Below are 25,297 nucleotides of genomic sequence, written 5' to 3'. Positions count from 1 at the left end.
GGCATGCTGAGCAGGCTGGGCGCGCCGCTGTGGCGTGCCGTGCTGGCCGTGCTGCTGGTGTGCGGCGTCGGGCTGCTGCCCTGGCTGTCGCACACCGACCCGGCGCTGACCGTGCTGAAGGCGCGGTCCGCCGACCGTGACGCCACACCCGCGGTGCTCGCCGACGTGCGAGCCCAACTAGGCCTGGAGGCTGGGCCGTTGCGTCTCCTCGGGCAGTGGCTGGCCGGGTTGACGCGCGGGGACGCAGGACGGTCGTGGATCTCCGGTGCCGATGTTCTGCCCGGCGTCCTCGATGCCCTCGGCGCGTCGATGCTGCTGATGGCGGCGGCGTTGACGGTCGCCCTGGTCACCGCCGCCGGAGTGTGCGCACGCACCCTGTACCTCGGTGCCCGGCGGCGACTGGAGGGCCGGCCCGGCGGCGGCTCCGGTTCCGCCGTGCTCGCAGCGCTGCCCGAGTTCCTGACCGCTTCCGTGCTCGCCACCGTCGTCGGTGTGCAGTGGGGATGGCTGCCCGCTCTCGGCTGGTACGGCCCGCAGTGGACGGTGCTGCCCGCGCTCGCCCTGGGGCTGCCCGCCGGTGCGGTGCTCGGGCGCCTTCTCGACGACCAGTTGCCGGCCGCCTTCGCCGAGCCCTGGGCGGTGGCCGCCGCCGCGCGCGGACTGTCCGGACGGAGCGTCGCCCGCAAGGCGGTGCGCCGCTGTGCGCCCGGACTGCTGCCCAACCTCGGGCTGTTCGTCGTGGGGCTGACCGGCGGATCCGTCGCCGTGGAGCAGATCTTCGACATCCCCGGGCTCGGCCGGACCACCCTGCAGGCCGCCATCGCGCAGGACCTGCCCGTCCTCCAGGCCGGCACCCTCGCCCTCGTCGCCCTCGCGGCCCTCACCACCGTCGGCGCCCGGCTGGGCGCCCGGCTGCTGATCGGCCCCGCGCTGCGCGACGGCGCTCTGCACACACTCCACCGGCCGTCGCCGCCGGTCCGCAGGATCCTGCCTTTCGCATACGGTCTGCTGCTGACCGTCGTCATCTCCCTCGGGCTGCCCCGCGATCCGTTCGCCCTCGACACCGCGGCCCGCCTCCGGCCCCCCTCCACCGCTCACCCGTTCGGCACGGACGCGCTGGGCCGCGACGTCCTCGCCCGGGTCGCGTACGGCGCCCTCGGCACCCTGCTGCTCGCCCTCGCCATCAGCGCGATCGCCCTGACGGCCGGGGTGCTGCTCGGGCTGGCCCCCCGGTTGTCGGGGCCGCTCGTCGACACCGTGAACGCCGTACCGCCGGTGCTCGCCGCCCTCCTCGTCGCCGCGGTCCGGGGCAGCGGGCCCATGACGCCCGTGCTCGCCGTGGCCGTCGTGGCCTGGGCGCCGCTCGCCGCGCACACCTCCGCGCTGCTGGAGCAGGAGCGGGCCACCCTGCATCTGACCGCCACCCGCGCCCTCGGCGCCGGCCCCGGGTATCTGCTGCGGAGCGAGCTGCTGCCCGCCGTCCTCCCGCCCGTGGCCCGCCACGCCCTCCTGCGGCTGCCCGGCATCGCCCTCGCCCTGGCCTCCCTCGGCTTCCTCGGCCTCGGCGCCCAGCCGCCGTCCCCCGAATGGGGGCTGCTCCTCGCGGAGAACCAGCCCTACGCGGAGCGCGCCCCCTGGGCCGTCCTCGCCCCCGCCGCCGTCCTCGCCCTGCTCGGCGCACTGGCGGTGACCGCGGCCGGCGGTACGCGACGACCCCGGCCGCGGCGACCTCGTACGGCGGACCCGCTCGGCGGCCAACAGCCCTCCCGGAAAACGGAGTCGGCGGGAGCCGGATGACGCCGACCCGCCTCGCCCCGGGCCGCGGCGCGAAGGGGGCGCCCGCGCTCTCGCCCCTGCTGCGCCTGCTGATCTGGACCCAACTCGCCTTCAACATCGGCTTCTTCGCCGTCCTGCCCTTCCTCGCCGGGCATCTGGGCGACGCGGTCGGTATGGCGGGCTGGCTCGTCGGGTTCGTGCTGGGCCTGCGGACCTTCAGCCAGCAGGGGATGTTCGTGGTCGGCGGAGCGCTCACCGACCGCTACGGCGTCCGGCCCGTCGTCCTCGCCGGATGCGCCCTGCGCATCGCCGGGTTCGGCTGGCTCGGCCACGCCGGGCAGACCTGGACGGTCGTCGGGGCGGTGCTGCTCATCGGGTTCGCGGCCGCGCTGTTCTCACCCGCCGTCGAGTCCGAGGTGGCGCGGCAGGCCGTCGTGCACGAGGAGTCGGGCGGCGGACCGCGGAGCCGGGTGCTCGCGCTGTTCACCGTTGCCGGACAGGCCGGGGCGTTCGTCGGGCCGCTGCTCGGCGCGCTGCTCCTGGCCGTCGACTTCCGCGCGGTGTGTCTGGCCGGAGCCGGCGTCTTCGTCCTCGTCCTCGCCGGGCACGCCTGGCTGCTCCCCCAGCACATCCCCGGCCGTTCCTGGGTCCAGGTGCGCGGCGGGCTGGGCCCGTTGCTCCGCAACCGCCGCTTCCTCGCCCTGTGCGGCGCGTACGGCGCCTGTCTCCTCGCCTACAACCAGCTCTACCTCGCCCTGCCCGCCGAGGTGGAGCGGGCGGCCGCCTCGCAGGCGCCGCTGGCCTGGCTGTTCGCGCTGTCGTCGCTGCTGGTGGTGGTGGCCCAGTTGCCGGTCACCCGGTGGGCGGGGGAGCGGATCGGGCCGCGCCGCTCCATGACGGGCGGGCTCGCGCTCGTCACCGCGGGGTTCGCCGTGGTGGCCGCCGCCCGGCCCGCCGGACGGACCGGGACGGCCGGGCTGCTGCCCGCGGCCGTCTTCGTCGTGCTGCTCACGCTCGGTCAGATGCTCGTCGTGCCCGCCGCCCGCGCCCGGGTGCCCGACCTCGCCGAGGAGGGCCGGCTCGGCCTGTACACCGGGGCGCTGTCCTCGGTCTCCGGGCTGATCGTGCTGCTCGGCAGCGCGGCCACCGGCGCCCTCCTGGACGCCGGGCTGCCCCCGGCCGTCCCCTGGCTCCTCCTGGCCGCCGTACCGGCCGCGGCCGTCGCGCTCCTTCCCCGGCGGACGTGAACACGGGAGCGCCTGTACGGGAAGCACGTGAACGGGGAGCACGCGAACTCGGGAGGCCGCGAACCCGTGAACGCATGACGCGTGAACGCGGCTGCGTGCGAACCGGGAGTGCAGGAACAGGCAGAGCGTGAACGCCGGAGCGGCGGCCGGCGTGTCCGTCGGACGCGGTCGGCGGGGTCCTGACCGGGCCGGGAGCCCATGGGGCAGGGCCCGGACCGTCGACCGGTCCGGGCCCTGCCCCATGGGAGAGGGAGTTACACGAGCTCCAGGACCTTCGGCGCCGGAGCCTGCGCGGCGATCCGCGAGGTGCGCCGCAGCCACAGCACGTCCCGGCCGAACGACCACACCAGCGAGCCCAGCGCCAGCAGGACGACGGCGAAGTTGGCCGCGTACGGCAGCAGGTCCGCGCCCGCCAGCAGCAGCAGGACGCCCTGGAGGGCGGCGACCGTCTTGCGGGCGGTGCTCGGCGGGAGCGGGGCGTTGAGCCAGGGGGCGACACGGGCCGCCGCGACGAACACGTAGCGCATGCCGCCGATCAGCAGGACCCACGGTCCGAGCGCCATCGAGACGTAGACGCTGAGCACCAGGATCAGGAACGCGTCGACCTCCATGTCGAAGCGCGCGCCCAGCGCCGTCGAGGTGCCGGTGCGACGCGCCACCTTGCCGTCCACGCCGTCGAGGATCAGGGCCACGGCCGTCAGGCCGACCAGCAGCGTCACCGGCGGCGTGCTCTCGAAGGAGTCCGCGACCAGCGCGGTCACCCCGCCCACCAGGGTCGCCCGGCCGAGCGTGACCCGGTTGGCCGGGCCGAACGAGCGCAGACTGGAGCGGTGCAGCGCCCGGGAGAGCACCGCCCAGGTGGCGATGGCGAAGACGAGACCGGTCACCCAGCCCGCCGGCCCCAGGCCGATCGCCGAGCCGAGCAGAGCCAGCAACAGGATCTGCACGCCCGCTCCCACAGCGGTCTCCTGCTGGACCAGCCTTGCGTCGTAAGTGTTGTTCAGGGCCACCGCACATTCCTCCGGCCAGATGACAAAGATGATCAGTGCCGCGTACTGTGCGCGGACTGTGCACACCTCGGTACGTGGGCCGGTTGCCGATCGTTCAGGAGGATGCCGATGTCTGTCACCGCTCGTGCGTTCTGGGTCAGCTCTCCGGGTGAGGGGGAGATCCGCGAGGTCGTCGTTCCCGACCCGGCCGAGGACGAGGTGCTGGTGCGCTCGCTGTGGTCCGGCGTCAGCCGCGGCACGGAGACCCTCGTCTTCCGCGGCGGGGTGCCCCGGAGCCAGCACGCGGCGATGCGGGCGCCGTTCCAGGAGGGCGACTTCCCGGGGCCCGTGAAGTACGGCTACCTCAACGTCGGGGTGGTGGAGAAGGGGCCGGCGGCGCTCGTCGGGCGCACGGTCTTCTGCCTCTACCCGCACCAGACGCGGTACGTCGTCCCGGCGGCGGCGGTGACCGTCGTCCCGGACCCGGTGCCCGCGCCGCGGGCCGTCCTCGCCGGCACCGTGGAGACCGCCGTCAACGCGCTGTGGGACGCGGCGCCGCTGGTCGGCGACCGGATCGCGGTGGTCGGCGGTGGCATGGTCGGCTGCTCGGTGGCGGCGCTGCTCGCCCGTTTCCCCGGCGTCCGCGTGCAGTTGGTGGACGCCGACCCGGCGCGGGCGAAGGTCGCCGAGGCGCTCGGCGTCGACTTCGCCGCCCCCGAGGACGCCCGTGACGGGCTCGACCTCGTCGTGCACGCCAGCGCCACCGAGCAGGGCCTCGCCCGTTCCCTGGAGCTGCTGTCCGCCGAGGGCACCGTCATCGAACTGAGCTGGTACGGCGACCGGAAGGTCTCCCTCCCGCTCGGCGAGGCCTTCCACTCGCGGCGGCTCGTCATCCGCAGCAGCCAGGTCGGCACCGTCTCCCCGGGCGGCCGCGCGGGCCGGACGTACGCCGACCGGCTCGCGCTCGCCCTGGAGCTGCTGGCCGACCCGGCGCTCGACGCCCTCGTCACCGGAGACAGCGCTTTCGAGGAGCTGCCGGAGGTGATGCCGAAGCTCGCGGCAGGCGAGATTCCGGCCCTGTGTCACCGCGTCAGGTACGGGCAAGAGGGTCTGACCTGAGAAAAGAGTGAGATCGGGCTGAACAAGGGGAAGCGAAGAGCCGTACTACACGGCATCCCCCGGCGGCCAACGGCCGGGGGAGCAGAGGCGCCGCACCTGGAGGGTCGTCCGTTGTTCAGTGTCACCGTCCGCGATCACATCATGATCGCCCACAGCTTCCGCGGCGAGGTCTTCGGACCCGCGCAGCGCCTGCACGGAGCGACGTTCCTCGTGGACGCCACTTTCCGCCGCGAGCAGCTGGACGACGACAACATCGTCGTCGACATCGGGCTGGCCACGCAGGAGCTCGGCGCCGTGGTCAGCGAGCTGAACTACCGCAATCTCGACAACGAGCCCGACTTCGCCGGGGTCAACACCTCGACCGAGTTCCTGGCCAAGGTCGTCGCGGACCGGCTCGCGGAACGCATCCACAAGGGAGCGCTCGGCGAAGGAGCCCGGGGTATCGCGGCCATCGCGGTCAGCCTGCACGAGTCGCACGTCGCCTGGGCGAGTTACGAGCGTGCCCTGTGACCGATGTGACTCTGGAGAAGGCGGCCGTGCCCCCGGCCCCGCTGGCCTACGTGCCCGCGCAGGCCGCGCTCCCCAAGATCGGCGGGATCATCCCCATGTCCCTGCGCTCCGTACAGTTCGTGATGCCGGGCGGCGTCGACGACCCGGCGAACCCGAGCGGCGGCAACGCCTACGACCGGCGCCTCTGCCTGGATCTGCCCGGCTTCGGCTGGCAGGTGCACAAGCACCAGGTGTCCGGTGCGTGGCCCCGCCCGGAGGCGGCCGCCCGCGCGGAACTGGCGCGGACGCTGCGGGAGTTCCCGGACGGCACGGTCGTCCTCCTCGACGGGCTCGTGGCCTGCGGGGTCCCGGAGATCATCGTCCCCGAGGCGGAGCGGCTGCGGCTCGCCGTCCTCGTCCACCTGCCGCTCGGCGACGAGCGGGGCCTCGCGCCCGAGGTGGCGGCGGAGCTCGACGCCAGGGAGCGGGCCGTGCTGCGGGCCGTCCCGGCCGTCGTCGCGACCAGCGAGTGGGCGGTGCGCCGCCTCGTCTCCCACCACGGTCTCGCCCCCGAGCGCGTGCACGCCGCCGCCCCCGGCGCCGACATCGCCCCCCTCGCCTCCGGGACCGACGGCGTGTCACGCCTGCTGTGCGTGGCCGCCGTCACCCCCCGCAAGGGCCAGCACCGGCTGGTGGAGGCGCTGGCCGCGGCGAGGGACCTGCCGTGGAGCTGCGTGTGCGTGGGCGGACTCGGGCAGGACCCGGAGTACGTCGCCCATCTGCGCGGCCTGATCGCCCGGTACGGCCTCCAGGACCGGCTGGAGCTGGCGGGACCGAAGGCCGGCGCCGAGCTCGACGCCGCCTACGCCTCCGCCGACCTGATGGTCCTCACCTCCTACGCGGAGACGTACGGCATGGCCGTCACCGAGGCGCTCGCCCGCGGCATCCCCGTCCTCGCGACGGACGTCGGCGGGCTGCCCGAGGCGGTCGGCCGTGCCCCCGACGGCGGCGTCCCCGGCATCCTCGTCCCGCCGGAGGACCCGGCCGCCCTCGCGGTCGAACTGCGCGGCTGGTTCGGCGAGGCCGACGTACGACGTCGTCTCAAGGCCGCCGCGCGCGGCCGCCGGGCGGCCCTGAACGGCTGGGCGACGACCGCCCAGAGCCTGGCCGGCGTCCTGGGCAGGCTTCCCGGCGAACCCCGGAGGGCGGCATGAGGAAGACGACGGCGACCCCGGCCGACGTGGCACGACGGGTGGGCGGCATCCCGGCACAGCCGGGCCGGAAGGAAGCTGGTTCCGTGGTGGATTCCCTGATCCCCGACGGCGGCTCCGCCGCCCCGGCGGGTTCCGGCGCCGACGACGCGGTGCTCGGCGTGATCGCCGGCGCCGGGCCGGTGAGCCGGACCGGCGAGCGCCCGACCGTGCGGCTGCGCGACGCCGGGCCGGACGAGCAGCCCCGCTACGCCCCCGAGTGGCTGGAGCTGCGCGAGCCCGCCGACGCCGCCGCCCGGTCGATGGAGCTGCTGGACCCGCTGCGCATCCGGCTCGCCAACCTGCCCGGACGCGGCGGCCTCGCCATCCACGACCTGGGGTGCGGCACCGGCTCGATGGGCCGCTGGCTCGCGCCCCGCCTGGACGGCGCCCAGCACTGGATCCTGCACGACCGTGACCCCTACCTCCTGCACTTCGCGGCCGTCGCCTCGCCCCGGGCGGGCGCCGACGGCAGCCGGGTCACCGTCGAGACGCGGCGCGGCGACGTCGCCCGCCTCACCCCGGACGCCCTGCTCGGCGCCTCGCTGGTCACCGCGTCCGCGCTGCTCGACGTGCTCACCCGCGAGGAGGTCGAGACGCTCGCCGCGGCCTGTGCCGGCGCCGGCTGCCCGGCGCTGCTGACGCTCTCGGTCGCCGGGCGCGTCGAATTCAGCGCGCCCGACCCGCTGGACGACGAGATCGCCGCCGCCTTCAACGACCACCAGCGGCGCGGCGGTCTCCTCGGCCCCGACTCGGTCGCCGTCGCCTGCGAGGCGTTCGCCGCCCACGGCGCGACCGTCAAGGTGCACCCGAGCCCGTGGCGGCTCGGCCCCGAGAACGCGAGCCTGACCGCCCAGTGGCTGCGCGGCTGGGTCGGCGCGGCCGTGGAGGAGCGCCCCGCGCTGGCCGAGCGCGGGGCGCCCTATCTGGCCGCCCGGCTGGCGGCCTGCGCGGCGGGTGAGCTGGACGTCACCGTCCACCACAGCGACCTGCTGGCACTGGCCCGGCCGACGGGCGGGGTCTGATGAGCGCGGAGACGGTGAGCCCCCGGGTGACGGCCGCGCCGCAGACCGGTTGGGCCGAGGGAGCCAGGGCGGCGGTCGCCCGCCGGCCCCCGCGCGGCCCCTCGGCGGCCCGCACCGGCGCCGCCGTGTCCGAGGCGCGCACCGGTGCCGTCGTGAGCGGGCCGCGGACGAAGAAGCCGTCCCGGCTGCGCGCCCTGCTCACCGGCCGGGCCGTCCGCACGCACGTCGGCACGGTCGCCGGAGTCGTCATCCTCGGCGTACTGCTGTGGCGGCTGGGCACCGGTGTCTTCATGGACGGACTGCGCCGCATCGACGGGCCCACCCTGCTGGCGGGGCTCGGGATCGGCGCGCTCACCACGGTGTTCAGCGCCTGGCGGTGGGCGCTGGTGGCCCGCGGACTGCGCATCCGGCTGCCGCTCGGCGCGGCCGTCGCCGACTATTACCGGGCCCTGTTCCTCAACGCGGCCCTGCCCGGCGGCGTCCTGGGCGACGTGCACCGCGCGGTACGGCACGGGCAGAGCGCCGGTGACGTCGGACGGGGCGTGCGGGCCGTGGTCCTGGAGCGGACCGCGGGCCAACTCGTGCTGGCCGTCGCAGGCGTAACGGTCCTGCTGACCCTGCCCTCCCCGGTGATGCAGGACGTACGGCACTTCGCCCCGCTGGTCCTGCTGGCCGGCGTGGGCGCGCTCGCCGTCGTCCTCGCCGTGCGCATGAACTCCTCGGCGCCGCGGCGCGGCGGCCGGCTGCGCGCGGGACTGGCCGAGGCGCGCGAGGGACTGCTGTCACGGCGCAACGGGCCGGGCGTCGCGGTGTCCTCCGCGGTCGTCCTGGCCGGGCACCTCGGGATGTTCGTCGTCGCCGCGCGGGTCGTGGGCTCCGACGCCTCCGTCCTCGCACTGCTGCCGATCGCCGTCCTCGCCCTGCTCGCCATGGGCCTGCCGCTGAACGTCGGCGGCTGGGGCCCGCGCGAGGGCGTCACCGCCTGGGCGTTCGGCGCCGCCGGGCTCGGCGCGAGCACCGGCCTCGCGGTCGCCGTCGTGTACGGGGTGCTCAGTTTCGTGGCGGCGCTGCCGGGTGCGGTCGTGCTGGTCGCCCGCTGGTACGCGGGGCTGCGGGCCGGGTCCGCCGAAGAGGCCGGCCCCCGGCCCGGCGAGCGGGGTCACGACGAGGGCGCGGCACCCGCTGCGGGCTCGTCGCCGGCGTCGGACCCACGGGTCGTGGCGGTGCGGGTCCCGGTTCCCGAGGCCGCCGCCGGAGTCCCCGTGGTGAGCAAGGAGAAATACGCGCCGAAGGAATCCGCCAGGCTCGCCAGGAGTTCCTTCCCCTTTTCCGCGGACCCCAGGGAAGGACGGCCGATGACGCCCGAATCGGTATAGGCGGACATTCCCAGCGTGAGCAGATGACGGCGGTCGTCCGCGACGAAATCGGCCGACTCGTGACCGGGCCGGACGAGTTCGGGGTGGGCGTGCAGCAGGATCGAGGTCTCGATCTCCCCGGCGTGCATGTCGGTGAGCAGCGAGGTCGACACCCCGGACCGCTCCAGCGCCGCCTCCCAGTCCTCCGGGGCCGGGAAGAGCGCCATCCGCTCACCTTCGGCGGAGGACTCCTGGACGACGTTGCCCAGGACGTAGTTCCCGCCGTGTCCGTTGACCAGCACCAAGGCCTCGACGCCCGAGCGGCGCAGCGACGCCGCTATGTCCCGTACCACCGCGTGAAGGGTCACGGAGGAGATGCTGACGGTTCCCGGCCAGGCCGCGTGCTCGTGCGAGCAGGCGATGGTCACCGGCGGGAGGAGGTGCACCGGGTACGCCCCGGCGATCTCCCGGGCGATGGCGCACGCGACCAGTGTGTCGGTGGCCAACGGCAGGTACGGTCCGTGCTGTTCAAAGCTTCCGACGGGCAGGACCGCCACCTGTGTCGAAACGCCGGCGCCCCGGGTCTTCACGTCTTCGGACGTGTCCGTCGGCACCAGTCCGTACGCCGCCGACCGTATTTCCGAACCACTCATTTCTTCCCGGCCCTTCGTCTCTGCTTAGGAACCAGATCATGACAGAAAAAATTGGCGTACTCGGCACGAAGACCCCGCAGCGCACCGGTGTGGAACGCGTGGTGAATGCCCCTCTGCCCACCGTGTACGGGAAATTCCAGGCGGTCGGTTACATGGACCACGACCGCGGCGACGAGCAGGTCGCCCTGGTGTACGGGGAGATCGGCGCCGAGGACGTGCTGACCCGGCTGCACTCGGAATGCCTGACCGGCGACGCGTTCGGCTCCCAGCACTGCGAGTGCGGCGACCAGCTGGCCTCCGCGCTGCGGGCGGTGGTCGCCGAGGGCCGCGGGATCGTCGTCTATCTGCGCGGGCACGAGGGCCGGGGCATCGGGCTGCTGGGCAAGCTGCGGGCGATGGCGTTGCAGGCCGAGGGCCTGGACACCGTCGAGGCCAACGTCGCGCTCGGCTTCCCGGTCGACGCCCGCGACTACAAGGTGGCCGCCGACATCCTGCGCGACCTGGGCGTCGACTCCGTCCGCCTGATGTCGAACAACCCGCGCAAGCGCGAGGCGCTGGTGGACAACGGCATCCGGGTCGCCGAGGAGGTCCCGCTGCTGATCGAGCCGTGCGAGAACAACATCACCTACCTGCGCACCAAGCGGGAGCGCCTGGACCACCGGCTGCCCCATCTGGACGCGGTGGCGCACTGGTCCTGATCGGGCTTGGGACCGCCGCCCCGACGGGTAGGGATCACGGCGGCCACGGCGTACGACAGCCCCGGTCCCGGCGTACGGGCCGGGGCCGCCGTGACAAGGAGCCGCTCGGGTGAACACGCATGCCTCGGTAGTCGTCATCGGCGGCGGGGTGATGGGCACGAGCATCGCCTACCACCTCGCCGCCGCCGGCGTCCGTGACGTCCTGCTGGTGGAGCGCGACGAACTCGGCGCGGGCTCGACCTCGAAAGCCGCCGGCGGGGTCCGCGCCCAGTTCTCCGACGAGCTGAACATCCAGCTCGGCGCGCGCAGCCTGGAGAGCTTCGGGCGGTTCGAGGAGGAGACCGGCTACGACATCGGGCTGCACCGCGTCGGCTATCTCTTCCTGCTGTCCACGCCCGAGGAGGTCGCCTCCTTCGAGGCGGGCGTGCGCCTCCAGAACGCGCTCGGGGTGCCCAGCCGCATGATCGACCCGGCCGAGGCGGGGCGTCTCTCCCCGCTGATCCGCACCGACGGGTTACGCGCGGCCGCGTTCTCGCCCGACGACGGACACTGCACCCCGGAGGCCGTCGTCCACGGGTACGCGGCCGCCGCCCGCCGGCACGGGGCGCGCATCCTGCGGCACACCGCGGTCACCGGCATCGAACGGCAGGGCGCCGCCATCACCGCCGTGCAGACCACCCTCGGCCGCGTCACCACCGACACCGTGGTGTGCGCGGCCGGCGCCTGGTCCCGGGCCGTCGGCGCGATGGCCGGCGTGGAGCTGCCGGTGCAGCCGCTGCGCCGCCAGATCGCGGTCACCGAACCGGTCCCCGGCCTGCCGCCGGACCTCCCCATGACCATCGACTTCACCACCAGCCTCTACTTCCACGGCGAGGGCCCCGGGCTGCTGGTCGGCATGTCCGACCCCGACGAGCGGCCGGGCTTCGCCACCGACACCCACGACCGCTGGATCCCCCGCCTCGCCGCGGCCATGGAGCGCCGCGCCCCCGCCCTGCTCGACCTGCGCCGAACGGGTGGCTGGGCGGGGCTGTACGAGGTCACGCCGGACCACAACGCGCTGATCGGCGAGGCGTCCTCGGTATCCCGTTTTCTGTATGCGACAGGCTTTTCCGGCCATGGTTTCCTCCAGGGACCGGCCGTCGGCGAGGTCGTCCGCGACCTGTGCCTGGGCCGCGTACCCTTCGTGGACGTCACCCCCCTGAGCGCCGACCGCTTCGCGGCCGACGCCCCGCGTCCGGAGGCCAACCGCGTATGAGCGAACTGCACCTGTGGCTGCGGCACGAGGTCCGCACCACCGAACGGCGCACCCCCGTCGTTCCCGACGACGCCCGCCGCCTCGTCGAGGCAGGTGTGGAACTGACCGTCGAGGACTCCCCGCAGCGCGTCTTCCCGGCGCGCGCGTACGAGGGCGTCGGCGCCCGGATCGTCCCCGCGGGCTCCTGGGTGTCCGCTCCGTCCGACGCGGTCGTCCTCGGCCTGAAGGAACTCCCCGGCCGCCCGCCCGAGCTGAGGCACCGTCACATCTTCTTCGGGCACGCCTACAAGCGGCAGCCGGGCGCCGCCGACCTGTTGCGCCGGTTCGCCGCCGGGGGAGGGGCGCTCCTCGATCTGGAGTACCTGGTCGACGACGACGGCCGTCGCCTCGCCGCCTTCGGCTTCTGGGCGGGCTACCTGGGCGCGGCCCTGGCGGTCCTCCAGCACCGGGGCCGGCTGACCGCCCCCCTGCGGCCCACGGACAAGGACGAGTTGGACGAGGTGCTGCGCCCGGCGGCCGGTGACGAGGAGTTCTCCGCCCTCGTCACCGGCGCCCTGGGACGCAGTGGCCGGGGCGCACGGGCCGCGTTCGCCGCGGCCGGGGCCGAACCCGCCTGCTGGGACCTCGCGGAGACCCGCGACCTGGACCGTGCCGCCCTGCTGGCCCACGACGTGCTGGTCAACTGCGTCCTCGCCACGGCCCCGGTGCCGCCGTTCGTCCGCGAGCGGGACCTCGACGACCCGGCCCGCCGGCTGCGCACCCTCTGCGACGTCACCTGCGACGTGGGCTCGCCCCTCAACGTCCTGCCGGTGTACGACCGCACCACCGAGTGGACGGACCCCGTGCGCCGGCTGCGCAAGGATCCCCCGCTCGACCTGATCGCCATCGACAACCTGCCGTCCCTGCTGCCGCGCGAGTCCAGCGTCGACTTCTCGTCGGATCTGACGCCCCGGCTGCTGGACTTCGGCGTGGGCGGCGGCGGGCCGTGGGACCGCTGCCTGGACCGCTTCCGCCGGGCCTCCCGCGAACTCGGCGTCACGGAAGGGGAGTCCGGCCGTGCCTGAGCGCGTCCCGGCGACCGGCGCCGTCCACTGGGTCGGGGCCGGTCTGTCCACCGGCAGCGGCCTGGCCGCCCTGTGCGAGCACGCCGACGGCGTACGGCTGTGGCACCGCACGGCGCAGCGGGCGGCCGAGGCCCTCGACCGGCTGGGGCTGACCGGACGGGCCGAGCCGCTCGCCTACACCCTCGACGCGCTCACCGAGCGGCTGGCGCCCGGGGACGTCGTGGTGTCGATGCTGCCCGCCTCCGAGCACGCGGCGCTGCTGGCGGCGTGCGTGACCCGGCGGGCCCACTTCGCCTGCTCCAGCTATGTCTCCGACGCGGTGCTGGAGCAGGTGCCCGCGGCCGCCGGCGCCGGGCTCGTCGTTCTCACCGAGGCCGGGCTCGACCCGGGCGTCGACCACCTCTTCGCGCACAGCCTGGTGGCCCGCGCCCGGCGGGCGATCGGCGACGACACGGCGGCCTCGTACCGCCTCACCTCCTACTGCGGAGGCGTCCCGGCCGAGCCCGACGACTTCCGGTACCGCTTCAGCTGGGCGCCCCTCGGCGTCCTCAACGCCCTGCGCTCACCCGCGCGGCACGTGGAGAACGGCGCCGAGACCGTGGTCGACCGGCCCTGGGAGGCCACGCGGGAGCACCTCATCGACGGCGAGACCTTCGAGGTCTACCCCAACCGCGACAGCGTTCCCTTCATCGCGCAGTACGGGCTGCCACGGGCCTGGAAGCCGCTGACCTTCGTGCGCGGCACCCTGCGTCTGAAGGGCTGGCTGCGGGCCTGGGACGCGGTCTTCGAGCGGCTGAGGACGGGCGACGACGCCGCCGTCGCCGCGCTGGCCCGGGAGCTGGCGGCCGCCCACCCCACGACGGACGCCGACCGCGACCGCGTGGTGCTCGCCGTGTCGCTGGACGTGCGGGCGCCGGGCAGCGGCGCGGGCGGCACGGGTCACGCGGGCGGCGCGGGCAGCCGGGCCGGGGACGACATCAACGGCACCGTCTGGTCCGGGAGTTACCACCTGGACCTGGAGGGCGACGAGAAGGAGAGCGCGATGGCGCGCTGCGTCTCGCGGCCGCTCGCCCTGGGCGTCCGGCACATCCTGGACGGCTCCCTGCCTCCCGGGCTGAGCCGGGCGGCCGGGACGGCGCCGCGCTCCGAGGAGTGGCTTCGCGAACTCGCCGACCAGGGCCTTGAGTTCACGTTGCGGGTCGAGGGCTGACGGGCCGGTCAGCCGGTGATCGCCTCGTGGACCAGCCGCTTGAGTTCGGGGTAGAGCTTCAGGGACTTCCTCGGCCGCAGCTGGGTCAGGAACTGGACGGTCAGATCGCGGCCCGGGTCGACCCAGAACGTGGTCGTGGCGACGCCGCTCCAGCCGTAGGCGCCGAGCCCGGAGGGCGCCTGGGTGCGGCTCGGGTCGATCACCACGGAGACCCCGAGACCGAAGCCGACGCCGTCGTTGCCGGGCTCGTCGTGGGCGGGTCGGCTGCCGAAGGCGCGCAGGTCGGCGCCGCCGGGAAGGTGGTTGCGGGTCATCAGGTCGACCGTCTCGGGCCGGAGCAGGCGTACGCCGTCGAGTTCGCCGCGGCGGCGCAGCAGCTCACTGAAACGGTGGATGTCGTACGCGGTCGCCACCATGCCGCCGCTGCCCGACAGGAACCGGGGGCGGCCGAACAGCGGCAGGCCCGCGATCCGCTCGATCCCCCCGCTGTCGGCGTCGCTGTACAGCTCGGCCAGCCGGCCGGCCTGCTCGTCCGTGACCTGGAAACCGGCGTCCGGCATGGCGAGCGGACGGAAGATCCGCTCGGCGATGAACTCGTCCAGCGGCCGGCCGGAGACGACCTCGATGATCCGGCCCAGGACGTTGGTGGCCACCGAGTAGTTCCACTGCGTGCCCGGCTCGAACTGCAGCGGCAGCCGCGCGTACGCCTCCACCGTCCCGGCCAGGTCCGAGCCCGGCAGCACCGCCGACTCCAGACCGGCCTCGCGGTACAGGGCGTCGACGGGGTGGCAGTGGTAGAAGGCGAAGGTCAGGCCCGCGGTGTGGGTCATCAGATGCTTCACCAGGAGGGGCTGCCCGACCGGGCGGGTGGTGAGGTCGGCGCCCGAGCCGCTCACGTACACCCGCTGGTCCGCGAAGGCCGGGAGGTGGTCGGCGACCGGGTCGTCGAGGCGCAGCAGGCCCTCCTCGACCAGTATCAGCGCGGCGACGGAGGTGACCGGCTTGGTCATCGAGTAGATCCGGTAGAGGGTGTCGGCCTCGACCGGAAGCCCGGCGGCGATGTCCCGGTGGCCGTGCGTCGTGAGGTGGGCGACCCGGCCGCCGCGGGAGACGGCCAGGAGGAACCCGGGCAGGCGCCCCTCGTCGACGAAGTGGGCGACGTGCTGATCGAGCCGGTCCAGCGCCTTCGCGTCCAGCCCGACCTCGCTCGGGTCGACCTCTTGCCGCAGCAGTGCCATGGTTTTCCTCCGGTGCGTTCGTTCAAGGTGCGGTCCCGGCCTACCCCGCCCGGACGACCTCAGACCTCATGGTCGCGTAGGGAACGCCTGTGCGGACCCCTTTCGGCGCCGTGATCCGTGTGCGTTGCGTCGCTTCCACCGGCCGGGGTGCCGGACGGCGGGGCGGGCGGGACCGCGGGCGGACCGCCCGGCAGCGCGCGGCAGAGCGGTAGCGCGGCCGCGGCCACGCACGCCAGCGCGACCAGGGGCGAGCGTGCCGCGCCGAGGCCCATGAGCACGGTCGCCGCCGCCACGCCCAGCACCGGCCCGACGTTCATCGCGGTCTGCTGCAGGCCGCCGGCCACCCCCGCCGACTCCGCGGGAGCCTGCCGTACGACGACATGGGTCGCCGCGACCATCACGGTGCCGAACCCGGCGCCCACCAGCGCGAACCCGGCGCAGAGAGCGACCGGCGCCGAAGCCGCCGCCGCGAGGACGAGCAGACCGGCGGCGAGGAGGGCCGTCCCGCCGGCGACCGTGGCGCGGGCGCCGGACCGGCGCAGCAGCACGGCGGAGGCGGGTGCGGCGGCCACCAGCAGCACGGCCAGCGGAAGGCTCAGCAGCGCGCTGTGCAGCGGGGTCAGCCCCAGGTCGTCCTGGAGCACGTAGACGCAGGTCAGCAGACCGCCGTTGAGGGCCGCGGACGCGAGGACGAGCACGCCGAGCGCCCCGCCCACGGCCCGGGAGCCCATGACCTCGGGCGGCAGCAGCGGCGAACTCGTGCGGCGCTCGTGCCGTACGAAGGCGGCGCCGGCGAGGAGGGCGACCGGAGCCGACCAGGTCACGCCGGGGAGGATGACGAGAGCGTGCACCAGGCAGGCCAGGGCCACGGCGAGCAGCAGGGCGCCGGGCAGGTCGAGCGGGACGGCGTCGGCGGGCCGCGGAAGGTCCCGGTCCCGTCCGTCCTCCCGGCCCCGGCGGATCCCGGCGCCGAGGGCGAGCAGGCCGAACACCAGCGTGGGCACGACGGTGAGGAGGAAGACGGACCGCCAGCCGAACGCGGTGGCCAGCGCCCCGCCCACCACCGGTCCGGCCGCCGCGGCCACGCCGATGGACGCGGTGCGCACGGCGATCGGGGTCCGCAGCCGTTCGGGCGGGTACGCGGCCCGCAGCATGCCCAGGGTGGCCGGCTGCAACAGCGCTCCGAACACCCCCTGCACGACCCGCAGCCCGATCACCCAGCCGATGTCCGGCGCCAGCGCGATGCCCGCCGACACGGCGCCGAAGCCGAGCATGCCCAGGGCGAAGACGCGCCGGTGCCCCCAGCGGTCCCCGAGCCGCCCGGCGAACACCAACAGGCCCGCCACCGCGACGAGATACCCGGTGGTGGTCCACTGGACCTGGCTGAAGGAGGCGCCCAGGTCGCGGCGCAGGGTGGGCTGGGCGACGGTCAGCACGGTTCCGTCCAGGGCGACCACCATGGCGCCGGCCGCACTGCACGCCAGCGTGAGGCGCGGGGAGGGGCGGGAGCGGGCACGCTTCACCGGCCGGCCTCCGGACCGAGATGCGCGTCCAGCGTGGTGCGCAGCAGCGGTGCGAAGTCGTCCGTCCCCGTGGCCAGTTGAAGGCTTCCCCAGCGCCAGAGCTGGGCGATGCCGTGCAGGTTCGCCCACAGGGCTCCCGCGATCGACCGGGCGTCCTCGCCCGGCCGGACCCGGCCGACCAGGTCCACCAGGACGCCGAACAGCGGCAGGCTGGTGTCCCGCAGCCGCAGGTGCCCGCTCTCCAGCAGATCGTGACGGAACATCAGCTCGTACATGCCGGCGTTGTCCGACGCGAACTCCAGGTAGACGCGCGCCAGTCCGGTCAGCTGCTCGCGGGGAGCGGCGGCGCCGTCGCCGAGGGCCGTCGTCACCCGGGCGCCCAGCCGGGCGAAGCCGCGGTGGGCGATGGCCGACAGCAGCTCCAGGTGCGTGGGGAAGTAGCGGCGGGGCGCGCCGTGCGAGACGCCGGCCCGGCGCGCGATCTCCCGCAGGGTGAGCGCTGCGGCGCCCTCCTGGGAGACCAGGTCCACGCCGACGTCGACGAGACGGGACCGCAGATCCGGTTCCGGCCTTTCGGAATCACTCATAGACACTGTCTACCAGGCCAGCGTAGACAGTGTCTACTCGCCGAGCCGCGGGCGATCCGAGGCCCCTCCGGGGCCGATCCGAGGTCGATCCGGGGCGTATCGGGGCGCATCGGGGCGGAGGGAGCGGATCGAGGGATCGGGGTGCCGGGGAGTCGCGGGATCGAGGGGTGCCGGGGGTGCCGAGGCGGAGCGAGGGACGGGGGAATGCGGCCCGGGGCGCCGTCCGTTGTGCCGACATGACTCAGGACACGACGCAGAACGCGCTGCTCGCACTGCTCTCCGAGGTCCGCGGCGGGGTGCTGGTCACCCTCAAGCGCGACGGCCGCCCCCAGGTGTCGAACGTCGTCCACCGCTACTACCCGGACGAGGGCCTCCTCCGGATCTCGGTCACGGACGACCGCGCCAAGACCCGCAACCTGCGGCGCGACCCCCGGGCGTCGTACCACGTCACGGCCTCCGACCGCCGCGCCTACACGGTCGCCGAGGGCGCCGCCGACCTCTCGCCGGTCGCGCAGGACCCCTACGACGCCACCGTGGAGGAACTCGTCCGCCTCTACCGCGACCTCGCGGGCGAGCATCCCGACTGGGACGACTACCGTGCCGCCATGGTCCGCGACCGCCGCCTGGTGCTGCGCCTCCGGGTGGAGCGGGCCTACGGCATCCCCAGGGGCGCCGAGAACGGCTGAGGACGCCGGCGACGCTCAGCGGACAGGCTCGGTGCCCGCGGTACGGGCGGCGGTGGCGGTGTCGCTCCGGGCCTCCAGGGCGTGCAGGACGGCGACCATGTCCGCGCCCGCGTGGCCCAGGGCCACGGTCTCCTCGAAGAGCGCGTGGCAGGTGTCGAGGAGCGGCGAGGCCAGGCCGGACGCGCGTGCGGCCTCGGCGATGAGGCGGTTGTTCTTCAGGACGTCCAGCGCGGCGGCCTGCACCGCGAGGTCGCCCGTCAGCAGCTTGGGGGCCTTCATCCGCGAGACCCCGCTCGCCAGGGGGCCGGCGGCCACGACGTCCAGGAACAGCCGCCGGTCCAGTCCCTGCCGCTCCGCGAAGTGGAACGCCTCGGTGAGGCCGGTCACCTGCGTGATCAGGAACAGGTTCACCGCGAGCTTCATCAGCAGCGCGCCGGGCGCCGGGCCGCAGCGGAACGTCTCGTGGCACATCGGGGCCAGCAGCGGCCGTACGGTGTCCACGGCCTCCCCGTCGCCCGCGAGCATCGCCACCAGCCGGCCCTCCTCGGCCGGGACCCGCGAGCCCGAGACCGGCGCCTCGACGTAACCGCCGCCCGCCGCGCGCACGTCCGCTTCCAGCGCGCGCGAGTACGCGGGCGAGGTCGTGCCCATGGTGACGACCACGCGCCCGGTCACCCGCGCGCCGAAGCCGGGGGTGCCGCGGCCGAGGACGGAGTCGACGGCGGGCTCGTCGGCCAGCATGAGGATCACGACGTCGGCGCGGGCGAACACCGCGGAGGGGTCCGCCGCCACCTCGGCCCCGGCCGCGCCGAGGGCCTCGGCCGGGGCCGCCGAACGGTTCCACACCACCAGGGGCGTCCCGGCGCGGACCAGCCGCAGCGCCATGGGGCGGCCCATCACGCCCAGACCGATGAATCCGACCCGCATGGCAGCCGCCTCTCCCCACGCTCTATGACAGCGGTCATAGTAGCGGGTGCTATGACACCGGTCATAGGATGCGGCGAGTGCCATGGCCGGGAGGAGGCCGAACATGCCGGTGCCCGAACGCGGACCCCGTGAGCGGATGGTCTTCAGCGCGGCCCAGCTCATCCGGCGCGACGGAGTCGGCGCGACCGGGATGCGGGAGGTCGCCGTCCACGCGGGCGCGCCCCGGGGTTCGCTCCAGCACTACTTTCCCGGCGGCAAGCAGCAGCTCGTCAACGAGGCCGTGGGCTGGGCGGGCCGCTACGCCGGCAGACGGGTGGCCCGGTTCCTGGACGAATCGGCGAAGGCCGGCGAGCCGACGCCCGCCGGGCTCTTCGCCGCGATGGTGCGCCAGTGGACGGACGAGTACGCGGCGTCCGGATTCGCCGCCGGCTGCCCCGTCGCCGCCGCGACCGTCGACTGCGCGGCCTCCGGCGAGGCCACCCGGGAGGCCGCGGCCGCCGCGTTCGCCACCTGGACCGGCCCGGTGGCCGAGGCCCTGACCGGCCTGGGCGTCCCGGCGGCCCGGGCCGGATCACTCGCCACTGTCATGATCAGTGCCCTGGAGGGCGCGATCCTGATCGCCCGGGCGGAACGGGACGTGCGGGCGCTGACGACGGTCGCCACCGAGCTGGCTCCCCTGCTGGACGCCGCCGTCGAGCGGGGCGCTTCCCGGGGGTGAGCCGCACCCCCGTGCGCTACCCCGCCTCGCCTCCGCCCTTGCCCCCTGGATCCCGCCCGGCCCCGCCCGGCGGCAGGCACGGACGAGCCCCCGGCGCCGAGAGGGCGGCCGGGGGCTCGGGAGCAGGACGCGGTCGGAGGGCCCCGGGGCGCGGCCCCGGGGGTCGGGACGGGATCAGACGGTGACCGTTTCCGGCTGCGAGGCCTTCCGGGCGTCCCGCTCGCCCAGCTGCTCCGTCGGGATCTTCGCCGTCTCCCGGGCCGACAGGGCCGCGATCACCGGCGGGACGCACAGCGCCGCCGTGAACAGGGCCACCGAGGACCAGCCGTCGCCGTCCGGGCCCGCGATCTGCGCGGCGAAGGTGACCGCGAAGCCCGCCACCGCGAAGCCGATCTGGGTGCCGATCGCCATGCCGGACAGACGGACGCGGGTGGAGAACATCTCCCCGTAGAAGGAGGGCCACACGCCGTTCGCGGCGCTGTAGACCACGCCGAAGGCGGCGATGCCCAGCAGCAGGATCAGCGGGTAGGAGCCGGTGGAGATCGCCCACAGGTAGGCGGACATCATCACCGCGCTGCCCGCCGCGCCGATCAGGTACACCGGACGGCGTCCGATGCGGTCGGACAGCGCGGCCCACGCCGGGATGGCCGCCAGCGCCACCACGTTGGCCAGCGCGCCCACCCACAGCATCGACGTGCGGCTCATCCCGACCGAGTCACTGGTCGCGTACGCCAGCGCCCACACCGTGAAGATGGTGCTGACCGAGGCGACGAGCGCCCCCGCGACCACCCGCAGGACGTCCGCCCAGTGGTCGCGCAGCAGCACCGCAAGCGGCAGCTTGACGACCTCGCCGGTGGCCTGCTGCGCGGTGAAGGCCGGGGTCTCCTCCAGCTTGCGGCGGATGACGTAGCCGACGACGGCGACCGCGATGCTCAGCCAGAACGGGACCCGCCAGCCCCAGGACAGCAACTGCTCCTCGGGGAGGGCCGCGATCGGGATGAAGACGAGCGTGGCGAGGAGCTGACCGCCCTGGGTGCCGCTGAGGGTGAAACTGGTGAAGAAGCCCCTGCGTCCCGCCGGGGCGTGTTCCAGCGTCATGGAGTTGGCGCTGGCCTGCTCGCCGGCCGCGGAGATGCCCTGGAGGACGCGGCACAGCACCAGCAGGACGGGAGCGAGCGTGCCGACCTGCGCGCGAGTGGGCAGGCAGCCGATGAGGAACGTCGACACGCCCATCAGGATCAGCGTGAAGACCATGATCTTCTTGCGGCCCACACGGTCGCCGAAGTGTCCGAGGAAGAGCGCGCCGACGGGCCGCGCCGCGTAGGCGACGCCGAAGGTGGCCAGCGACAGCAGGGTCGCGGTGGCGGGGTCGGACTCGTCGAAGAAGACCTTCGGGAAGATCAGTGCTGCCGCGCTGCCGTAGATGAAGAAGTCGTAGTACTCCAGCGCGCTGCCGATCCAGGCCGCCATGGCGGCTTTCTTCGGCTGACCGGGAGGTGCGGCGGGGACGGACACGGCGTGCTCCTTCGAGGGAACTCCAACGTACGTGGAGTGAGGCAAGGGGAGTAGGGCCGGTTCCCTGGGGTGCGGGGCGGCTGCGCCGGGTGCGTGCCCGGCTAATTAACCCACTGGGTAGTTAGTAGCGGATGGCTACGGATGTTGCGCTGATGTTTCTCCGCTGTCAATAGGCGGCACCCGAGGATCTTTCGTGGAGGCGCCGCGTCGTCCCGCGGGATCGGCCGCCGGGCCGGCGTCGGACCGGCCCGCGCCGTCCGCCCGCGGGACGGGCCCGCCCCGCACGGCCGGGCCGCCGGACCGGCGCCCCGGCCGGCGTCGGACCGGCCCGCGGGACGGCGGCCCGCCGGGGTCAGTCCGCCGCGCGCTCCGCCGTCAGATAGGCGATCACCATGTCGCCGAGCATGGCCCGGTAGTGCTCCCGCTGGGCCGGGTCGACCAGGTCGCGGCCGAACAGGGCGCCGAACGTGTGCCGGTTGGCGACCCGGAAGAAGCAGAACGAGCTGATCATCGCGTGCAGGTCCACGGCGTCCACGTCGGCCGTGAACAGCCCGGACTCCCGCCCGGAGGCCAGGATGCGGCCGATCACGTCGAGCGCGGGGGAGCCGATCCGCCCGAGCTTCTCGGAGGCGGCGATGTGCTCGGCCTCGTGGATGTTCTCGATGCTCACCAGGCGGATGAAGTCGGGGTGCTGCTCGTGGTGGTCGAAGGTCAGCTCCGCCAGCCGGCGGATCGCCGCGACCGGGTCGAGATGCTCCACGTCGAGCTGCTGCTCGGCCTCGCGGATCACGCCGTACGCCCGTTCCAGGACGGCGGTGAAGAGCTGCTCCTTGCCGCCGAAGTAGTAGTAGATCATCCGCTTCGTGGTGCTGGTGCGGGCGGCGATGTCGTCGACCCGGGCCCCTGCGTAGCCGACCCGGGCGAACTCCTGCGTCGCCACGTCGAGGATCTCGGCCCGGGTCCGGGCGGCGTCGCGCAGGCGGCCGTTGCCGTGGGGTCGTGCCGGTTCGTCGACGCTGGTCATCCGGGTTCCTTCGGGCGGCGTGGGTGCAGTGCCGCGATTCTAGAAGCCCGCCCCGGTCCCGTGACGTGAGAGGGCTTCCCTCGGGGTCCGCATCGGTGTTATGACTAACTCACCAGTTCGTACATTAGCCAGCCGATCAGGAGGTCCGCCGTGGCCGTCGTCTTCAAGGACTCGTATCTCGTCGGGCTGATCGGCTCCGGTATCGGTCCGTCCCTCAGCCCGGCGCTGCACGAGCGCGAGGCCGACCGGCAGGGCCTGCGGTACCTGTACCGGCTCATCGACATCGACGTGCTGGGTCGCGGCCCCGAGGCGGTGGGCGACCTGGTGCGCGCCGCCCGCGACCTCGGCTTCGACGGGCTCAACATCACCCACCCGTGCAAACAGCTGGTCGTTCCGCACCTCGACGCGCTCGCCCCGCAGGCCGAGGCGCTCGGCGCGGTCAACACCGTGGTCTTCGAGGACGGCCGGGCCGTCGGCCACAACACCGACGTCACCGGATTCGCCGCCTCCTTCGCACGCGGTCTGCCCGACGTGCCGCTGGAGCGGGTGGTGCAGCTGGGCGCCGGGGGCGCGGGCGCGGCCGTCGCGCACGCCACCCTCACGCTGGGGGCGGGCCGGGTCACCGTCGTGGACGCGCTCGCCGACCGGGCCGCCGATCTCGCCGGTTCCCTCGACCGGCACTTCGGACCCGGCCGGGCCGTCGCCGCGGGACCGGACCGGCTGGCCGATCTGCTCGCGACGGCCGACGGCGTCGTGCACGCCACGCCCACCGGGATGGCCGCCCACCCCGGGCTGCCGTTCCCGGCCCGGCTGCTGCGCCCCGGCCTGTGGGTCGCGGAGGTCGTCTACCGCCCGCTGGAGACCGAGCTGCTGCGCACCGCGCGCGCGGCCGGCTGCGCCACGCTGGACGGGGGCGGCATGGCCGTCTTCCAGGCCGTCGACGCCTTCCGTCTGTTCACCGGCCGGGAGCCGGACAGCGCCGGCATGCTGGCCGACTTCGCGGAGATGGCCCGGGGCGCGGAACAGTCCGCGGGCCACGCCGCATGACGGCCGCGGGCCGTCCGCGGCCGGCCGCCGGCGACCGGCGCAGCCGCGGGATGCCGTCAGGCCCCGTGCCCCCCGACGGGGCGCGGCACAGTCCTCGAAGGAGCATGACCGTGCGTACGTCCATTGCCACCGTCTCCCTCAGCGGATCCCTCACCGAGAAGCTCACGGCCGCCGCCCGGGCCGGCTTCGACGGTGTCGAGATCTTCGAGAACGACCTGCTCGCGAGCCCTCTCGCCCCGGAGGAGATCCGGGCCCGCTGCGCCGACCTCGGCCTGGGCATCGATCTGTACCAGCCGATGCGGGACATCGAGGCGGTGCCGGCCGAGGAGTTCGCCCGCAACCTGCGCCGCGCCCGGCACAAGTTCGAGCTGATGGACCGGCTCGGCGCGGACACCGTCCTGGTCTGCTCCAGCGTCTCCCCGCTCGCGGCGGACGACGACGCGCTCGCCGCCGCCCAGCTGAGCGAGCTCGCCGATCTGGCCCAGGACTTCGGCATCCGCGTCGCCTACGAGGCGCTCGCCTGGGGCCGGCACGTCAGCACCTACGACCACGCCTGGCGCATCGTCGAGGCGGCCGGCCATCCCGCCCTCGGCACCTGCCTGGACAGCTTCCACATCCTGTCCCGGAGCTCCGGTCCGAAGGATCTCGAACGCATCGAAGACATCCCCGGCGAGAAGATCTTCTTCCTCCAGCTGGCCGACGCCCCGCTGCTCGGCATGGACGTCCTGCAGTGGAGCCGCCACCACCGCTGCTTCCCCGGCCAGGGCGGCTTCGACGTCGCCGGCCTGGTGCGGCACGTCCTGCGCACCGGGTACGACGGACCGCTCTCGCTCGAGGTCTTCAACGACGTCTTCCGCCAGGCCGAGGCCGGGCCGACCGCGGTGGACGCCCGCCGCTCCCTGCTGATCCTGCAGGAGGAGGCCGGCCTCCGGGCGCTGCCCGCTCCGGCCGCCCCCACCGGGGTCGCCTTCGCCGAACTGGTCACCCACGACGCCGAACCGGTCGCCGCCCTCCTCACCGGCCTCGGCTTCGCCCGCACCGCCCGCCACCGCGGCAAACCGGTCGAGCTGTGGGAGCAGGGCGAGGCCCGTGTCCTGGTCAACACCGGTCCGGCGGCCCGGCGCGACGGCACCACCCTCACCGCGCTCGGCCTGGAGTCACCGGACCCGGCGGCGGCCGCCCGCCGCGCGGAGGCGCTGCTCGCCCCCGTCCTGCCCCGGCGCCGCGCCGCCGGGGACGCCCCGCTCGACGCGGTCGCCGCCCCCGACGGCACGGAACTCTTCCTGTGCGCGACCGACCGGCCCGAACTGCCGAACTGGCGCGCCGACTTCGCGGACGTGCCGCACGACCCGGCCGCCTCGGACGCCGTCCGCATCGACCATGTGGCGCTCACCCAGCCCTGGCACCACTTCGACGAGGCGGTGCTCTTCCACCGCGGTGTGCTCGGCCTCGAAGCCCAGGAGAGCGTCGACGTCGCCGACCCCTACGGGCTGCTGCGCAGCCGCGCCGTCACCAGCGCCGACGGCGGCGTCCGCCTCCCGCTCACGGTCGGCGCGGCCCCCGGCGACGACACCGCGCACGCCCGGCACATCGCGCTGGCCACCGACGACGTGGTCGCCGCGGCCCGCCGCTTCACGGAGGCCGGCGGTCGCCTGCTGCCCATCGGGGCGAACTACTACGACGACCTCGCGGCCCGCTTCGCGTTCGCCGACGGCGAGCTGGAGACCTACCGCGACCTCGGCATCCTCTACGACCGGGACGCGCACGGCGTCTTCCGGCACTGCTACACGCACACCGTCGGCCGGGTCTTCTTCGAGCTCGTCCAGCGCGACGGCGGCTACCAGGGGTACGGCGCCGTCAACGCGCCGGTGCGCCTGGCCGCCCAGCACGCCGCCCGCTGAC

General features: G+C 74.5%; 22 protein-coding genes and 1 pseudogene. 15 read left to right on the top strand and 8 right to left on the bottom strand.

The window, feature by feature from the left end; all coding sequences use genetic code 11:
* The first annotated feature begins 3 nt into the window (after positions 1-3).
* Positions 4-1,797 carry an ABC transporter permease subunit gene (locus tag J2X68_RS14480; RefSeq protein WP_310432922.1) on the top strand — a complete coding sequence of 598 codons (1,794 nt, stop codon included), beginning with the start codon at positions 4-6 and terminating at the stop codon, positions 1,795-1,797.
* Positions 1,794-3,023, top strand: coding sequence for an MFS transporter (locus J2X68_RS14475; RefSeq protein WP_310432921.1), 1,230 nt, complete (start codon positions 1,794-1,796; stop codon positions 3,021-3,023). Before J2X68_RS14480 ends, J2X68_RS14475 begins: the two co-directional genes overlap by 4 nt.
* Positions 3,024-3,277: 254 nt before the next feature.
* On the opposite strand, the gene J2X68_RS14470 is transcribed toward J2X68_RS14475, so the two are convergent.
* Positions 3,278-4,033, bottom strand: a complete 756-nt coding sequence (locus tag J2X68_RS14470) for a CDP-alcohol phosphatidyltransferase family protein (RefSeq protein WP_310432920.1) — start codon at positions 4,031-4,033, stop codon at positions 3,278-3,280.
* Between the two features lie 108 nt (positions 4,034-4,141).
* Here J2X68_RS14470 and J2X68_RS14465 point away from each other — a divergent pair, with 108 nt between their 5' ends.
* The 5 genes and pseudogenes from J2X68_RS14465 to J2X68_RS14445 all read left to right on the top strand — a co-directional run.
* A complete protein-coding gene (locus J2X68_RS14465; RefSeq protein WP_310432919.1) occupies positions 4,142-5,131 on the top strand; it encodes a zinc-binding alcohol dehydrogenase in 990 nt (329 codons plus the stop codon).
* 111 nt (positions 5,132-5,242) lie between these two features.
* Complete coding sequence (locus J2X68_RS14460) at positions 5,243-5,641, top strand: 6-carboxytetrahydropterin synthase (protein WP_020125703.1); 399 nt, start codon at positions 5,243-5,245, stop codon at positions 5,639-5,641.
* Positions 5,638-6,834: a glycosyltransferase family 4 protein gene (locus J2X68_RS14455; RefSeq protein WP_310432918.1), complete on the top strand. Its 1,197-nt coding sequence runs from the start codon at positions 5,638-5,640 to the stop codon at positions 6,832-6,834. Before J2X68_RS14460 ends, J2X68_RS14455 begins: the two co-directional genes overlap by 4 nt.
* Positions 6,831-7,895 (top strand): class I SAM-dependent methyltransferase, encoded by a 1,065-nt coding sequence (locus tag J2X68_RS14450; RefSeq protein ID WP_310432917.1) that lies wholly within the window; start codon positions 6,831-6,833, stop codon positions 7,893-7,895. Before J2X68_RS14455 ends, J2X68_RS14450 begins: the two co-directional genes overlap by 4 nt.
* Positions 7,895-8,911, top strand: a pseudogene (locus J2X68_RS14445) (YbhN family protein); the annotation flags it as partial. The gene J2X68_RS14450 and the pseudogene J2X68_RS14445, both read left to right, overlap by 1 nt.
* A 143-nt stretch (positions 8,912-9,054) precedes the next feature.
* Here the strand turns inward: J2X68_RS14445 and J2X68_RS14440 are convergent.
* Entirely contained in the window at positions 9,055-9,903 is an 849-nt protein-coding gene (locus J2X68_RS14440; RefSeq protein ID WP_310432916.1) for a creatininase family protein, read from the bottom strand.
* A gap of 38 nt (positions 9,904-9,941) precedes the next feature.
* Between J2X68_RS14440 and ribA the strand changes: the two genes are divergently transcribed.
* The 4 genes from ribA (at position 9,942) to J2X68_RS14420 (ending at position 14,130) form a co-directional block, all read left to right on the top strand.
* Positions 9,942-10,601 (top strand): GTP cyclohydrolase II, encoded by a 660-nt coding sequence (gene ribA, locus J2X68_RS14435; RefSeq protein WP_310432915.1) that lies wholly within the window; start codon positions 9,942-9,944, stop codon positions 10,599-10,601.
* Positions 10,602-10,710: 109 nt separating this feature from the next.
* Positions 10,711-11,856 (top strand): FAD-binding oxidoreductase, encoded by a 1,146-nt coding sequence (locus tag J2X68_RS14430; protein ID WP_310432914.1) that lies wholly within the window; start codon positions 10,711-10,713, stop codon positions 11,854-11,856.
* Positions 11,853-12,920: a saccharopine dehydrogenase gene (locus J2X68_RS14425; protein WP_310432913.1), complete on the top strand. Its 1,068-nt coding sequence runs from the start codon at positions 11,853-11,855 to the stop codon at positions 12,918-12,920. Before J2X68_RS14430 ends, J2X68_RS14425 begins: the two co-directional genes overlap by 4 nt.
* Positions 12,913-14,130, top strand: a complete 1,218-nt coding sequence (locus J2X68_RS14420) for a saccharopine dehydrogenase NADP-binding domain-containing protein (protein ID WP_310432912.1) — start codon at positions 12,913-12,915, stop codon at positions 14,128-14,130. The genes J2X68_RS14425 and J2X68_RS14420 overlap by 8 nt, the downstream gene beginning before the upstream one ends.
* Before the next feature lie 8 nt (positions 14,131-14,138).
* Here the strand turns inward: J2X68_RS14420 and J2X68_RS14415 are convergent, their stop codons facing one another.
* From J2X68_RS14415 to J2X68_RS14405, 3 genes are read right to left on the bottom strand one after another with little or no spacing between them, the layout of a single operon-like run.
* Positions 14,139-15,368: a serine hydrolase domain-containing protein gene (locus J2X68_RS14415; RefSeq protein ID WP_310432911.1), complete on the bottom strand. Its 1,230-nt coding sequence runs from the start codon at positions 15,366-15,368 to the stop codon at positions 14,139-14,141.
* A gap of 59 nt (positions 15,369-15,427) precedes the next feature.
* The gene (locus J2X68_RS14410) at positions 15,428-16,828 is read right to left on the bottom strand and encodes an MFS transporter (protein ID WP_310433084.1); all 1,401 of its coding nucleotides are present in this window, start codon (positions 16,826-16,828) and stop codon (positions 15,428-15,430) included.
* Between the two features lie 59 nt (positions 16,829-16,887).
* A complete protein-coding gene (locus J2X68_RS14405; protein WP_310432910.1) occupies positions 16,888-17,478 on the bottom strand; it encodes a TetR/AcrR family transcriptional regulator in 591 nt (196 codons plus the stop codon).
* Between the two features lie 236 nt (positions 17,479-17,714).
* Between J2X68_RS14405 and J2X68_RS14400 the strand changes: the two genes are divergently transcribed.
* Complete coding sequence (locus J2X68_RS14400) at positions 17,715-18,164, top strand: TIGR03618 family F420-dependent PPOX class oxidoreductase (protein WP_310432909.1); 450 nt, start codon at positions 17,715-17,717, stop codon at positions 18,162-18,164.
* Between the two features lie 15 nt (positions 18,165-18,179).
* Here the strand turns inward: J2X68_RS14400 and J2X68_RS14395 are convergent, their stop codons facing one another.
* The gene (locus J2X68_RS14395) at positions 18,180-19,175 is read right to left on the bottom strand and encodes an NAD(P)-dependent oxidoreductase (protein WP_310432908.1); all 996 of its coding nucleotides are present in this window, start codon (positions 19,173-19,175) and stop codon (positions 18,180-18,182) included.
* A 19-nt stretch (positions 19,176-19,194) separates the two neighbouring features.
* Between J2X68_RS14395 and J2X68_RS14390 the strand changes: the two genes are divergently transcribed.
* Positions 19,195-19,809, top strand: coding sequence for a TetR/AcrR family transcriptional regulator (locus J2X68_RS14390; protein ID WP_310432907.1), 615 nt, complete (start codon positions 19,195-19,197; stop codon positions 19,807-19,809).
* 174 nt (positions 19,810-19,983) lie between these two features.
* Here the strand turns inward: J2X68_RS14390 and J2X68_RS14385 are convergent, their stop codons facing one another.
* On the bottom strand, positions 19,984-21,324 hold the full coding sequence (locus J2X68_RS14385; RefSeq protein WP_310432906.1) for an MFS transporter: 1,341 nt from the start codon (positions 21,322-21,324) through the stop codon (positions 19,984-19,986).
* A 352-nt stretch (positions 21,325-21,676) separates the two neighbouring features.
* Entirely contained in the window at positions 21,677-22,348 is a 672-nt protein-coding gene (locus J2X68_RS14380) for a TetR/AcrR family transcriptional regulator (RefSeq protein ID WP_310432905.1), read from the bottom strand.
* 150 nt (positions 22,349-22,498) lie between these two features.
* Between J2X68_RS14380 and J2X68_RS14375 the strand changes: the two genes are divergently transcribed.
* Both J2X68_RS14375 and J2X68_RS14370 read left to right on the top strand, forming a co-directional pair.
* Positions 22,499-23,395, top strand: a complete 897-nt coding sequence (locus J2X68_RS14375) for a shikimate dehydrogenase (protein ID WP_310432904.1) — start codon at positions 22,499-22,501, stop codon at positions 23,393-23,395.
* A gap of 110 nt (positions 23,396-23,505) precedes the next feature.
* A complete protein-coding gene (locus J2X68_RS14370; RefSeq protein WP_310432903.1) occupies positions 23,506-25,296 on the top strand; it encodes a TIM barrel protein in 1,791 nt (596 codons plus the stop codon).
* Position 25,297 lies beyond the last annotated feature (1 nt).

It is taken from the genome of Streptomyces sp. 3330 (assembly GCF_031456635.1).
In the GTDB taxonomy this organism is placed as follows: Bacteria; Actinomycetota; Actinomycetes; order Streptomycetales; family Streptomycetaceae; genus Streptomyces.
The sequence above is the reverse complement of the archived record's forward strand: the minus strand, read 5'-3'. Positions and strand labels throughout refer to the sequence as shown.